At 32.9% G+C, this 13,300-nt stretch carries 16 protein-coding genes; 5 read left to right on the top strand and 11 right to left on the bottom strand.

The annotated features are described in order from the left end of the window. Nucleotides 1-6 precede the first annotated feature (6 nt). Genes rfbD through ABJD27_RS00660 form a run of 6 tightly spaced genes read right to left on the bottom strand, consistent with a single transcriptional unit; the run spans nucleotide 7 to nucleotide 5,612 of the window. The gene (rfbD, locus tag ABJD27_RS00685) at nucleotides 7-873 is read right to left on the bottom strand and encodes a dTDP-4-dehydrorhamnose reductase (RefSeq protein ID WP_348173451.1); all 867 of its coding nucleotides are present in this window, start codon (nucleotides 871-873) and stop codon (nucleotides 7-9) included. After that, nucleotides 873-1,430 carry a dTDP-4-dehydrorhamnose 3,5-epimerase gene (rfbC, locus tag ABJD27_RS00680; protein ID WP_348173453.1) on the bottom strand — a complete coding sequence of 186 codons (558 nt, stop codon included), beginning with the start codon at nucleotides 1,428-1,430 and terminating at the stop codon, nucleotides 873-875. The genes rfbD and rfbC overlap by 1 nt, the downstream gene beginning before the upstream one ends. Then, on the bottom strand, nucleotides 1,431-2,285 hold the full coding sequence (gene rfbA, locus ABJD27_RS00675) for a glucose-1-phosphate thymidylyltransferase RfbA (RefSeq protein WP_348173454.1): 855 nt from the start codon (nucleotides 2,283-2,285) through the stop codon (nucleotides 1,431-1,433). Continuing rightward, nucleotides 2,282-3,325, bottom strand: coding sequence for a dTDP-glucose 4,6-dehydratase (gene rfbB / locus ABJD27_RS00670; protein ID WP_348173456.1), 1,044 nt, complete (start codon nucleotides 3,323-3,325; stop codon nucleotides 2,282-2,284). Before rfbB ends, rfbA begins: the two co-directional genes overlap by 4 nt. Continuing rightward, a complete protein-coding gene (locus ABJD27_RS00665; RefSeq protein ID WP_348173458.1) occupies nucleotides 3,325-4,605 on the bottom strand; it encodes a nucleotide sugar dehydrogenase in 1,281 nt (426 codons plus the stop codon). Before ABJD27_RS00665 ends, rfbB begins: the two co-directional genes overlap by 1 nt. An 8-nt stretch (nucleotides 4,606-4,613) precedes the next feature. Continuing rightward, on the bottom strand, nucleotides 4,614-5,612 hold the full coding sequence (locus tag ABJD27_RS00660; RefSeq protein WP_348173460.1) for an SDR family oxidoreductase: 999 nt from the start codon (nucleotides 5,610-5,612) through the stop codon (nucleotides 4,614-4,616). A 177-nt stretch (nucleotides 5,613-5,789) separates the two neighbouring features. Here ABJD27_RS00660 and ABJD27_RS00655 point away from each other — a divergent pair, with 177 nt between their 5' ends. Next, nucleotides 5,790-6,671: a hypothetical protein gene (locus ABJD27_RS00655; RefSeq protein ID WP_348173462.1), complete on the top strand. Its 882-nt coding sequence runs from the start codon at nucleotides 5,790-5,792 to the stop codon at nucleotides 6,669-6,671. Nucleotides 6,672-6,732: 61 nt separating this feature from the next. After that, a complete protein-coding gene (locus ABJD27_RS00650) occupies nucleotides 6,733-7,239 on the top strand; it encodes a hypothetical protein (protein WP_348173464.1) in 507 nt (168 codons plus the stop codon). A gap of 14 nt (nucleotides 7,240-7,253) precedes the next feature. On the opposite strand, the gene ABJD27_RS00645 is transcribed toward ABJD27_RS00650, so the two are convergent. From ABJD27_RS00645 to ABJD27_RS00630, 4 genes are all read right to left on the bottom strand, one after another. Continuing rightward, the gene (locus ABJD27_RS00645; RefSeq protein WP_348173466.1) at nucleotides 7,254-7,808 is read right to left on the bottom strand and encodes a 1-acyl-sn-glycerol-3-phosphate acyltransferase; all 555 of its coding nucleotides are present in this window, start codon (nucleotides 7,806-7,808) and stop codon (nucleotides 7,254-7,256) included. Nucleotides 7,809-7,810: 2 nt separating this feature from the next. Next, nucleotides 7,811-8,557, bottom strand: a complete 747-nt coding sequence (gene kdsB / locus ABJD27_RS00640; RefSeq protein ID WP_348173468.1) for a 3-deoxy-manno-octulosonate cytidylyltransferase — start codon at nucleotides 8,555-8,557, stop codon at nucleotides 7,811-7,813. A gap of 77 nt (nucleotides 8,558-8,634) precedes the next feature. Next, nucleotides 8,635-9,195: a DUF4126 domain-containing protein gene (locus ABJD27_RS00635; RefSeq protein ID WP_348173470.1), complete on the bottom strand. Its 561-nt coding sequence runs from the start codon at nucleotides 9,193-9,195 to the stop codon at nucleotides 8,635-8,637. Between the two features lie 41 nt (nucleotides 9,196-9,236). Further along, on the bottom strand, nucleotides 9,237-10,670 hold the full coding sequence (locus ABJD27_RS00630; protein WP_348173472.1) for an AAA family ATPase: 1,434 nt from the start codon (nucleotides 10,668-10,670) through the stop codon (nucleotides 9,237-9,239). Nucleotides 10,671-10,789: 119 nt separating this feature from the next. Here ABJD27_RS00630 and ABJD27_RS00625 point away from each other — a divergent pair, with 119 nt between their 5' ends. The 3 genes from ABJD27_RS00625 to rsmD are packed head-to-tail and all read left to right on the top strand — an operon-like array spanning nucleotide 10,790 to nucleotide 12,787. Then, nucleotides 10,790-11,443 carry a hypothetical protein gene (locus ABJD27_RS00625; RefSeq protein ID WP_348173474.1) on the top strand — a complete coding sequence of 218 codons (654 nt, stop codon included), beginning with the start codon at nucleotides 10,790-10,792 and terminating at the stop codon, nucleotides 11,441-11,443. A gap of 28 nt (nucleotides 11,444-11,471) precedes the next feature. Continuing rightward, the gene (locus ABJD27_RS00620; protein ID WP_348173476.1) at nucleotides 11,472-12,227 is read left to right on the top strand and encodes a DUF3822 family protein; all 756 of its coding nucleotides are present in this window, start codon (nucleotides 11,472-11,474) and stop codon (nucleotides 12,225-12,227) included. Continuing rightward, on the top strand, nucleotides 12,224-12,787 hold the full coding sequence (rsmD, locus tag ABJD27_RS00615) for a 16S rRNA (guanine(966)-N(2))-methyltransferase RsmD (protein ID WP_348173478.1): 564 nt from the start codon (nucleotides 12,224-12,226) through the stop codon (nucleotides 12,785-12,787). Before ABJD27_RS00620 ends, rsmD begins: the two co-directional genes overlap by 4 nt. A gap of 166 nt (nucleotides 12,788-12,953) precedes the next feature. Here the strand turns inward: rsmD and ABJD27_RS00610 are convergent, their stop codons facing one another. After that, the gene (locus tag ABJD27_RS00610) at nucleotides 12,954-13,208 is read right to left on the bottom strand and encodes a hypothetical protein (protein ID WP_348173480.1); all 255 of its coding nucleotides are present in this window, start codon (nucleotides 13,206-13,208) and stop codon (nucleotides 12,954-12,956) included. Nucleotides 13,209-13,300 lie beyond the last annotated feature (92 nt).

Below are 13,300 nucleotides of genomic sequence, written 5' to 3'. Positions count from 1 at the left end.
GACTATTTATATGATTTGTTGTAGTGCATCCTTCCATAAAGGTCTAGACACACCAAAAGTTTTAACAATCTTTGTACTGTTCAATATACTGTTTTTAGGGCGTATTGCAACAGTAGGAAACGCATGTGACAATACAGGAGAAACTTGAACATCTAATTTTGAGTATTCAAATATCGCTTTCGCGAAAGCGTACCACGTAGCACTCCCCTCATTACTATAATGATAAATACCGCTATTTCTAATAGTTAACTTCGGTATAATTTCTAATATAGCTATTGCCAAATCATTTGCAAGTGTCGGAACCCCATACTGGTCATTAACAACTTGTATGTTTTTTTGAGTATCACCTAGACGTAACATTGTTTTATAAAAGTTATGACCGTAATTACTATACAACCATGAAGTACGTATAATAGTATATACTAAATCGTCTATAGCTTGAATCGTTTTTTCCCCTGCCAATTTTGATTTTCCATAAATCGTTTTCGGATTAGTAGCAGTCTCTTCTGTATAAGCTTTTTTAGAAACACCATCAAAAACATAATCTGTAGAGATATGAATAAGCGCTATTGCATGTTCTTTACAAATAGTAGCCAGTATATGTACTGCTTTTTCATTAAGTAAATAGGATGCATCTTCGTCAGTTTCGGCTTTATCAACCGCTGTATATGCTGCTGTATTTATAATAAAATCTGGTTGATACTCTTGTACAGCTTGATGTATAGATGTAGGATTTGATATATCCAACATATCTTTGGTAGCAAATATAAAATCTAATTCTGGATACAATACACTTTCAACTTGAATCGCTTTCCCCAACTGACCATCTGCGCCAGTAATAAGAATTTTTTTATATTGTTTGAGAGAGTTCACTATACAGACAATAGTTGTTTTACTGCTTCAAAACTAAGATTGTTTTGATCTTTTTCTGATAATAATAAATCTTGAGCATCTAACTGCCAATTAATTTCAAGTGCAGGATCATCATACTTTAAACCTCGTTCGCTCTCTTTATTATAATAATTATCACATTTATAAAAAAATGTAGCATGATCACTGAGTACTAAAAACCCATGAGCAAATCCTTTAGGCACAAATAATTGCGTGCCATTTTGAGCAGATAATACAATAGAAAACGATTGTCCAAATGTGGGTTCATTTATGCGTAAATCTACTACGATATCTAGCACCTCTCCTTCTAAGACTCTTACAAGTTTTGCCTGTGCATTATCCCCTACTTGAAAATGCAACCCTCTTAGAACTCCATAACTAGACCGAGACTGATTGTCTTGTACAAACTGAGGAGAGAGTCCTGTTAATTCTTGAAATAAAGATTCATTATAAGATTCAAAAAAATAACCACGTTCATCTTTATATACAGACGGATTACAAATAATGAGGTCTTTAAATGAAGTTTTTTTTACTTCCATTTATAATGTGTTTAAATACTGAGCATAACTCCCTTTACCATAACGACTAGCACTTTGTTTAAGTTGCTCATAAGTAATCCAAGACATTTTATAGGAAATTTCCTCAAGACAGCTTATCATGGTACTCTGATTATGCTGAAGTACTCGTATAAACTCTGTAGCATCGTCTAATGAGTCTACAGTTCCTGTATCAAACCAAGACATCCCTCTACTCATTACAACAACTTCTAATTCTCCTGCTGATAAATATGCTTGATTTATTGCAGTAATTTCTTTTTCCCCTCTAGAAGAAGGTTGTATTGTCTTTGCAATTTTAACAACATTATTATCATAGAAATATAACCCTGGTACCGCATAATTAGATTGAGGTTCTGCAGGTTTTTCTTCTATACTTGTCGCTTTATGATTCTCATCAAATGTTACTACTCCAAAACGTTCAGGGTCTCTTACTGGATATGCAAAAATAGCACCTCCATTGATATCTGTCTTATTTTGAAGCATCTTACTCAAGCCATTACCATAAAAGATATTATCTCCTAGCACGAGTGCAACTTTATCATTCCCAATAAACTGTTCTCCTATAATAAACGCTTCGGCAAGTCCATTAGGCTCTCTTTGTACTTCATATTGAAATGAACATCCCAAAGAAGATCCATCTCCTAGCAATTTTTTAAAAGCAGGTTGATCATCTGGTGTAGTTATGATAAGTATCTCTTGTATTCCTGCAAGCATTAATACAGAAATAGGATAATATATCATAGGTTTATCATACACCGGCAATAATTGCTTACTTACCGCTATTGTAAGTGGATATAATCGAGTTCCAGTTCCTCCTGCAAGTACAATTCCTTTCATGATTGATACATTTTTGTATAATACGCTTGATAATCTCCAGAGGTAACATTTTTAAGCCAGGTAGTATTTGCTAGATACCAATCAATAGTAAGCATCAGACCTTCTTCAAAAGTAACCGATGGTTTCCACCCCAGTTCTTTATTAATTTTTGAGGAATCGATAGCATATCGCTTGTCATGACCTGGACGATCTTTTACATATTCTATAAGGGATTCTGAAGTACCCCGCTTTCGCGAAAGCTTATCATCCATAATAGTACATAGTAATTTTACTAAGTCTATATTTTTCCATTCATTAAAACCTCCAATGTTATACGTTTCTCCAATAACTCCTTTATGTAGGATGGTATCTATGGCATATGCATGATCAATAACATATAACCAATCTCGCGTATAATTACCATCTCCATAAACTGGAAGTGGTTTCTTTTCTATAATATTATTAATAAATAAGGGAATTAATTTTTCTGGAAAATGATTTGGCCCATAATTATTAGAACAATTTGAAATAATGTAAGGTACTCCATAAGTTTCACCATAAGCTCTCACAAAATGATCTGAACTTGCTTTTGACGCGGCATACGGAGAATTAGGACTGTAGGATGTATTCTCTGTAAATAAACCATCATTTCCTAAGGAACCATATACCTCATCAGTACTAATATGATAAAACAAATGCTTTTTATCATCTTGCCAAATGGACTTACACGCATTAAGTAAATTCATGGTTCCAAGAATATTCGTTTTAATGAAGGCCAAAGGTTCTTCAATAGAGCGATCTACGTGAGATTCGGCTGCGAGATGTACTACTTTATCAAATTTATATGTTGTAAATAATCTATTTATTGTAGCAATATCTGTTATATCTGCTTTTAAGAACGTATAATTCTGGGCACCTTCTATATCACTTAGATTTTCTAGATTACCAGCATATGTCAGTGCATCTATATTATAAATATGATATTCTGGATAGGAAGTAACAAGTTTACGCACTACGTGCGATCCAATAAAACCTGCTCCTCCTGTAACTAATATGTTCATTATAATTTTCCGTTTACAATAGTGCCTAACACGCCTTTTACATCATAAATAATAGCATTTTCTTTTTTAAATGCTGTAATATCTATATCTGAAAATTCTTTATGAGCAACTGCATGAATGATTGCATCAAATTTTTCTTTTGGCGTTTTATTTATAGCATCAAGTCCATATTCGTTCTTTACTTCTTCTGGATTTACCCAAGGATCAAAAACTGTGATTTTTGTTCCATACTCTTCTAAGTCCTTAACGACGTCAACTACTTTTGTATTACGTACATCTGGACAATTTTCTTTAAATGTAATTCCTAAAACTAAGATTTTTGCCCCATTAACTTTAATATCACTTTGTAACATTAGTTTTACTACTTCTGAAGCGACATAGGCTCCCATACTATCATTAAGCCTTCTTCCTGCAAGGATAATCTCTGGATGATATCCTAATTCTTGAGCTTTTTGAGCTAAATAATAAGGGTCTACTCCTATACAATGCCCTCCCACTAAGCCTGGTTTAAAAGGAAGGAAATTCCATTTTGTTCCAGCAGCGGCGAGTACATCTTGCGTGTCTACCCCCATTAAATTAAAGATTTTTGCCAGCTCGTTTACAAAAGCAATATTAATATCTCGTTGAGAGTTTTCTATCACTTTTGCAGCCTCAGCTACTTTAATTGTAGGAGCTAGATGTGTTCCTGCTGTGATTACAGAAGCATATAATGCGTCTACTCTTTTTCCTATTTCTGGAGTGCTTCCTGAAGTAACTTTCAAAATCTTATCTACCGTATGTAATTTATCTCCAGGATTAATACGCTCTGGAGAATATCCTACAAAGAAATCTTCATTAAAGGTAAGACCACTCACTCTTTCTAATACAGGCACACATTCTTCTTCTGTTACACCTGGATATACGGTGCTTTCATAAATAACAATATCTCCTTTCTTAAGGACACCCCCTATAGTTTCGCTACTTTTATATAAAGGTGTTAATACTGGTCTATTATTTTTATCAATTGGGGTTGGTACTGTAATAATGTAGTAATTACAATCTACTAAGTCTTCTGTCTTATTTGAACAATATAGACCATTACCTATATCACTACTATCATGTAAAACGTCTAACAACTCTTCTTTAGAAACTTCAAGAGTACTATCTATACCTTGATTCAAGTCTTTAATACGCTCTTCCTTTATATCAAATCCAACAACATTATAAGAGGTTGCAAATAGGCGAGCGAGTGGTAATCCCACATACCCTAAACCTATAATTCCTATTTTAATATCTGTCATAAATATTTTTATTTTAAATGTTCCCAATACCAATCTACAGAAGCTTGCAACCCTTTTTTAATATCAAAAACTGGTGCATACCCTAGCAATGATTTTGCTTTATCTATAGATGCTAATGAGTGAGGGACATCCCCTACTCGCTCAGGACCAAATTGTATTTCTATATCTTTTATTGCAGTGTCGTATTGTGCTAATTCTTCTTTTAATATTCCTAAAAGCTCTATAAGCGTAGTTCTCTCACCGTAAGCAACATTATATACATTGTTTGCAGCATCTGGATGTATTGAAAGCATTGCTTTTACATTCATCTCTATTACATTATCTATGTATGTAAAATCTCTTGAAAACGATCCATCACCATTAATAACAGGAGATTGATGATCTATTAATTGTTTTACAAATTTTGGAATAACGGCTGCATATGCTCCATTAGGATCTTGTTTACGTCCAAACACATTGAAGTAACGCAATCCTATTGTATCTACCCCATATACTTTATGAAATATATTTGCATATAATTCATTCACATATTTTGTTATGGCGTATGGAGAAAGGGGTTTTCCTATAATATCTTCTTCTTTAGGTAATGTAGTAGAATCTCCATATGTAGAAGAACTGGCTGCATATACAAAACGTTTTACTCCTTCATCTCTAGTTGCGGTAAGCATATTTAAAAACCCGCTCACATTTACTTCATTTGTTGTTATTGGATCATTTATAGATCTAGGTACAGAACCTAATGCAGCTTGGTGTAATACATAATCCATAGAAGATACTGCATTCTTACAATCTGTTAGATTACGTATATCTCCAGTAAATAATGTAAAGTTAGGGTGATTGAGAAAAGAACTAATATTTTCTCTATGTCCAGTAGCAAAATTGTCTAAACAATGTACTATAGCATTATTATTTAGTAAAAACTCACAAAGATTAGAACCTATAAAACCAGCTCCTCCAGTAACTAATACTTTAATTCCTTGCAATTCATCAGTAATTTCGTGGGTCATATGTGCAATATTCAAGCAATGCAAATATAAGATTTCTTAAGATGCACATGGCATTATAAATCATTCCCAGTTTTTACTATTTTAAATTAAATTATTTGTCTTTCATAGTAAGGTTTTATAATAAACTAACTCTAAAAATGATTAACAAAATAGTACCTTTAACTCCAATCTTATTATATGAAGTTTTTTCTAAAATTATATCTCTTACTCATTCTTACTGCTGCACAGTGTCAACCTCAAGATTATGGGAAATTAACGTATGAAACCACATTACCAAGTATCTTACAGGAAAATTCAGGAATCTCTTTAGGAACTAATGATAGCCAGATATATGTTATAAATGATTCTGGAGGAAGTAACCAAGTATTTACAGTCGATGTTCACTCTGGAAAAATCATACAAGATATCACAGTTACAAATGCTACAAATATAGATTGGGAAGATCTCGCTAGTAGTGGAGATGACCTATTCATCGGGGATTTTGGAAATAATGAGAATAATAGAACAGATCAAACGATATATTGGGTAGAAGATATTGCTCATATTACAGACCCTACATATACAACCTATGCAAAATCAACAACATTTACACTTGAAGATCAAAAGAAATATCCGCCTAAAAAAGGAAATCATAATTTTGACATAGAAGCTTTTATTGTACATAATTCTCATTTCTATCTCTTTACTCGTAACCGAAATCACGGTAAAAACTTTGATGGAACAACAAAGCTCTATAGAGTCCCTCAAAAAGAAGGGCACCATACTGCTGTTCTTATAGATAGTTTTATAAGCTGTTCTGACCGTGATGATTGCCAAATTACAAGTGCTACTATAGATCATACAACAGGCAAAGTAGCAGTTTTAAGCTATAATAAAGTTTGGATTTTTGATAATTATGAAGATGACAACTTCTTTACAGGGTATATTCATAAAATAAAACTTAAACATTACTCTCAAAAAGAGAGTATCACATTTAAAGATAGCAACACCCTTCTTATATCAGAAGAAGGAACTTCCAAAAAAAATGGTAATTTATACTCGTTACGTATCGATAATTAATCCTTAGCACATTGTTAGTATTCATAAAAATAATCGACTGAATGTGTTATACTTTACTTTTATGAAAACACTTCTTTTACTAGTAGCCTTTATATTCTCTTCCTTTTTTGTACAGGCACAAATGACAAATCAACGTTTAAAATCCATACTTACACAAGAAGTAGATAGTATAGATGGTTATAGCGGAAGATGGCAAATGAAATTAAAAGAACTCCCTATGATTGTTCTTACGGATTCTATAAATGATCGTATGCGTATTATAGCACCTATTGTAGAAGCTTCAAGACTAGATGAAGAATTATTATTAGATTGTCTTACAGCAAATTTTCACTCTGCACTAGATGTAAAATATGCTATATCAGATAACGTATTGTGGTCTGTATATGTACATCCATTGAGTCCTTTATCTGAGGCAGAAGTTCGTAGCGCTGTACAACAAGTATTTCTGGCAGCAGCTACTTTTGGAACAAGCTTTTCTAGCACACCGTTACTTTTTGGAGGTGGTAACGCACAATCTCAAGAAAATGTACCTGCAAAAAAAGATTCTCTTATCTTTAAAAAAACCTGATAGTTAATAGTATATTACTTATTAGGAGTAAAACTATATTCTGGGACTTTACCTATAGTACCTTTGAAGAATTCATAAATTAATGCAAAATCTTCATCTATATTTCCAGATGGATATAAAGGTTTTGAAATACGGTGTTGTTTTTTTCCAAAATCAAAAGCTACCATAATGATAGGTACTTTTGCTTCTATGGCTATATAATAGAATCCTGTTTTAAGTAATTCTACTTTTTTACGAGTTCCTTCGGGTGCTAGTGCAAGCCTAAACTCATCATGTTCTTCAAATACTTTTGCTATTGCTTTTACTTTATCTTGTCCTGGTGTTCGATCAATGGGTGCACCACCCATAGCTTTAAAGAGATACCCAAAAGGCCATTTAAATAATTCTTTCTTACCTATAAAACCAATCTTAACTCCTAAAGCAGAACGTAAAAAAATCCCCATATAAAAGTCGTGCCAACTTGTATGTGGTACAGCAATCACTATACATTTTTTAATGCTTTCTTTAGAAAAATCTCCAATAGCTTCCCAACCAAGTACTTTTGTATAAATCCATTTAAATAATCTCATACTTATTTGTTTAAAAAGAGTGTACGCGCTTTATCTAAGTCTTCTGGAGTATCTATACCAATAGCCACGTTATGAGAACGAACCATTTTTATTTTCTTACCATATTCTAAAAAACGAATACATTCAATCTTCTCTGCTGCTTCAAGAGAACGCATCGCAAGGTTTGAAAAATCAATAACGGCTTGTTTTCTAAAAGCATAGATTCCTTTATGTTTATAAACTGTTAATGTTACATCTGCATCTCGTACATACGGTAAAGGTGATCTTGAAAAATACAAAGCATAATCCATCGCGTCTACAATAACCTTTACATTATTAGGGTTTTGAATTTCTTCGTCGGTATATAATGGAGTCATTACACTCGCAAGATCAATTTGTGCTGCATCATCTGCATAAAATACATTGAGTACTGGAGCAAGATCTTCCTTTGAAGTAAAAGGTTCATCTCCTTGTACATTAACAACGATATCACAATCTATCTTTGCAACTGCTTCTGCAATACGATCACTACCACATTCATGATCCTCTCTACTCATCATCACCTTTCCTCCTTCTGCTAAGACTGCATCATAAATAACAGTACTATCGGTAACGACATATACTTCATCAAATAAACCAGTAGCTACTGTACTTTCATACGTACGTACTATAACAGGTTTACCTGCTAAATCTTTCATCATTTTACCTGGAAAACGAGAAGCCGCATAACGAGCGGGTATCATTGCAATAATTTTCAAAGGGTTGCTCATGGGGTTGTATACGCTTTCGCGAAAGCGTACTATTTAAAATTAATTGTAGTTACAAAAATAAGTAATCCTATTTCCATTCAAGAACGTCTTAACTTTTTAATCCATTTCCAAACACCTCCTACAATTATAAAAAGAATCACTAATGCTATAAAAGGAGACAAAATACTTGCCACAGAAATAGTAGTTGCTGCTCCTGTTTCTACTGTAGCTATTACAGGATTTGCAATCCCTCCAGTAGTTGCTGTAGAAGTAAGTCGCGTAGCACCTGTCGTTCCTGATATAGCTGCCGCTGCACCTCCCCCTGCAATAATTGCTAATGCCCAAGAAAAAACAGGATTAACATCTCCCATTGTAGAGACCATAAGTAATGTACCTGCAATTCCTGCAAGAGGAACAGAGGCAGTGTCTAATATATTATCTAGCCAAGGAATAAAATAGGCAAATACTTCAATAACAGCAGCAATTCCCAATAACCACAAGGCTGTTGTACTACCTACCCATTGCCAACTTTCATTTACCGGAAACCAACCAAAATGCGCAGAAAGGCTTACCATTAACAGCGGTATAAAAATTCTAAAACCTGCAGCTGCTGCAAGAGAAAAGCCTAATACAATACTTATAATAAGTTCAAAATTCATGATCGACTTTAAATAATAGTGCCTAATATACTATTTTTACATTAGTCTTCTATAAACATATCATTCTTAAAGCTAACAAGGTATACCTTAGAAGTAGCTCTTGTTACGGCTGTGTATAACCATCGTAAATAATCTTTACTCATTCCATCTGGCAGATAAGGTTGTTCTATAAATATGCGTTCCCACTGTCCTCCTTGTGATTTATGACAGGTGATTGCATAAGAGAATTTAACTTGAAGTGCATTAAAAAACTTATTATTCTTGATCTTGAGAAAACGTTTGTAATTTGCTTTCTCATCTGCATAATCTTTCTGTACTTCTTGATATAAACGGTTTGCATCTTCATAAGGTAACGATGGAGTTTCCATAGCAAGTACATCCAACATAATTACAGTGTCAAAAGGAGCCATGTTTGGATAATCTATCATTTGTACTTTAACCTCTGCAAATCTAAATCCATACAGTTCTTTAATAGCATATATTTCTAATACTTTAACAATATCTCCATTTGCTATAAAACCAGCATCACTTTTTGCATCTACCCAGAAGTAATTATTTTTTACCACCATAAGATGATCTCCTGCAGAAACTTCTTCTTCTTGAAAAAGAATTCGTGTTCGTATTTGTTGATTGTAAAGATTTGCTCTTTTATTTGATCGTACAATAAAAGCTGTTTCTTCATTTCCTACTTGATCATAAGAATCTTGTATAGCTTCCATAATATCATGACCATCTACTAGGCGTATAACATCGTTAAATCCATTAAGGTCAAATTTAAAATCTTGATAAAACCCATCTTCTAGGTATTCTCTTATAGATGTTGCATTAGATAAAATACCACTAGATTCAGCTTGACGCATCACTTCATCTAGTTGTAACGTATCTACTTCTTTATTATACTGTAAGGATAATACATCTCTATCTAGAGCTGGTGATATGTCTAGTTTTACGGGTGGTAATTGTGCATCATCTCCTATTAAAATAAGTTTACATTTATGACCACTATACACATATTGCATCATATCATCTAGAAGAGATCCATTTTCAAATAATTTGGATTCACTAGCTCTATCAGAAATCATAGAAGCTTCGTCTACGATAAATACACAATTACGATGTTTATTAGGTTGCAATGTAAAAGATACTCCACCTCCTTTATCTTTTTTTGGAAAATAAATTTTACGATGTATTGTAAAGGCTTGACGCTTGCTATAATTACTAATTACCTTTGCTGCTCGACCAGTAGGTGCCATAAGGACAGAGGATAGTTGTGCTTTCCATAAATTTTTAACAAGTGTCCCTATAATTGTTGTTTTACCAGTTCCTGCATATCCTTTTAATAAAAAAACGGCATCATAATTGTTGTCTAATAAGAAGTTTGACAGCTTCTGCAATAGTATATCTTGCTTGATAGTAGGAGTATACGGAAAGTCCGTTTGTAACTGTTTATAAAAGGATGAGGGGTCTATAGACATAAGAAGATATTAATCGGGTTTAAAGATAACGAAGGAAAATATCTTAATATGTTTTTACCAATAAAAAAAAATTGTAGATTTGCGAGTATAGGTTAATTAATATAAAAAATCTTCTACGAATGAAAATTGTATTACAAATTGTACTTTGGGTGGTAATAGGTGTATTATCTTATTTACTCTTTAACGCCATCTATGGAGAAGTAAAATTTAATGAGATAAAGGAAAAAAGGTACAAAATGGCCATTGAGAATTTACGAGATCTTCGTGTTTCTGAATTAGCTCATAGAACAGTTACCGGAAAATATGAAGCCGACTTTGATAAATTAGTTCGTTTTATAGATACTGCACAATTTACATTAACACAACGTAGAGATTCTACTGTACTAGATGAACAAGCAACAAAAGATTATGGCGTTGATACATATAAAGAAATTACATTGATAGATACTTTAGGGTATAGATCTGTAAAAGATTCTTTATTTAAAAAGTCAGATCGCTATAAAACAATGATTAATGTCCCTATTGAAGGATCAAACGCTAAGTTTGAAATTAAAACAGGTACTATAAACAAAAGTAATATTGACTTCCCTGTCTTTGAAATTAAAGTACTTAAAGAAACTTTATTATTTGATCAGGATAAAGATTTCATCAATAAAGAAAAGCAAGTTATTTCTGTAGACGGAGTAAATGGAGATGCACTTATCGTAGGATCTCTTTTCAAAATCAACACAAACGGAAACTGGCCGAAGAGTTACGGTGCAAATGACGAATAATAGTCAAACACATACAATAACAAAGAAATTGTCCATCCAAGTATGCTTAGATGGACTTTCTTTTTTTACTCAAGATATCTCATCACAAGAGGTCATAGATTATAAAACAATCCCATTTACTCAAAAAGTAGATCCTGCATCACTACTCACACAGGTTATTACTATTTTTAATAACCATACAGAGTTACAAGAATCATTTAAGAAGGTTGAAGTTGTGTATAGTAATTCATTATTTACAATAGTACCTAAAGCTATTTTTGATGCAGAAAAACTTACGGATTACTTAAAATTTAATACAAAAATTTTAGCTACCGATTTCATTGCATATGATACAATAGATACACAAGACATCGTCACTATTTATGTCCCATATACAAATGTGAATAATTTCTTTTTTGATACTTTTGGAGCCTTTGATTATTATCATGGAATGTCATTATTTATAGAAGAAGTACTTAATCATGAAGCATCACATGATATTCCTAAGGTATATATCCACGTACATAAAAATAGCTTTGACTTTGTTGTAACTCATAAAAAGAAGTTACTACTCGCAAACTCATTTGAATTTCGTACAAAAGAGGATTTTATATACTATACACTATTTACATTAGAGCAATTAGAATTAAACCCAGATACAGTAGTTGTAGAATTTACAGGACATATTAAAAAGGAAGATCCATTATATACCATCGCATATACATATATACGTTCAATAAAAATTAAAGAAGACCAAACCTCTTCAATACCCATTACAGATTATATTTTAAGCACTCTTGCATGACACGAATCATTTCTGGCAAATACAAAGGACGTCGTATAAAGGCTCCTAAAAAACTTCCTGTACGTCCTACAACAGATATGGCAAAGGAAGCCTTATTCAATATCATACGCAGTCAGTTTCATATAAGTTCACTTAGAGTATTAGATCTCTTTGCTGGAACAGGGAATATAAGTTATGAATTTGCCTCTAGAGGATCACATCAAATTGTCTCTGTAGATGCTAATTATGGATGTATCCAGTTTATAAATAAGACCGCAGAAGAATTTAACTTTGATGCTATACAAACTATTAAAAGTGATGTTTTTAAATACCTAGAACGAACATCTGGGACCTATGATATCATTTTTGCAGATCCTCCATATAATATCCCTATCGAAGAATTTGAGAAAATTGCATCGCTTATTTTTAAAAATGAATTATTAGATCCCGACGGTACTCTAATCATAGAGCATAGTAAGCATACAAAGATGGATCATGTTCAAAATTTTGTCGAAACACGGCACTATGGAGGCAATGCTTTTAGCTTTTTTGTCTTGCCCGAAAGTGACGAAGAAGAATAATTCACAGTACCATACATTTTGTTTTTTTCGCTTTAAGCGAAAATATTTAACAATGCTACATAAAAATAAATGTAGATTCTAACTAAGAACTCCTTATGGTATCTATTTAAAAAAGGATGACATCTCATAGATACCATCCTTTAACCCAACTGTGTATTATTCTATTCTAGCTCTCCTCTTCTCCTACAGCTTCTGTTTGTGTAGTCACAGATCCTGTACTCGCATTTCCATATACCGGAGTTTCATTTCTTAAAATATCGATAACTCTAGCAAAGTTTTCTGCTGTCATATACGGTGTTTCTTCACGTACTCCTTTAAATGTTGTGAAATAAAATTTTCCTAAATCAATCTTTGGATCCCATAATGCTTGGTAGCTATTTAATTTCGTCCATCCAGTCGTTCCTTGTGCGTAATGTGGCATAATTCTTATTTTTAGTGAGATAAATTGAAATCTATTGTGATTTCTGATGCAAAACTATGACACACCCCGTCTATAAGAAAGAGGTAAAAGCC

It is taken from the genome of Dokdonia sp. (genome assembly GCF_039945015.1).
GTDB lineage: Bacteria > Bacteroidota > Bacteroidia > Flavobacteriales > Flavobacteriaceae > Dokdonia.
This window is presented reverse-complemented; position numbering and strand designations above follow the sequence as displayed.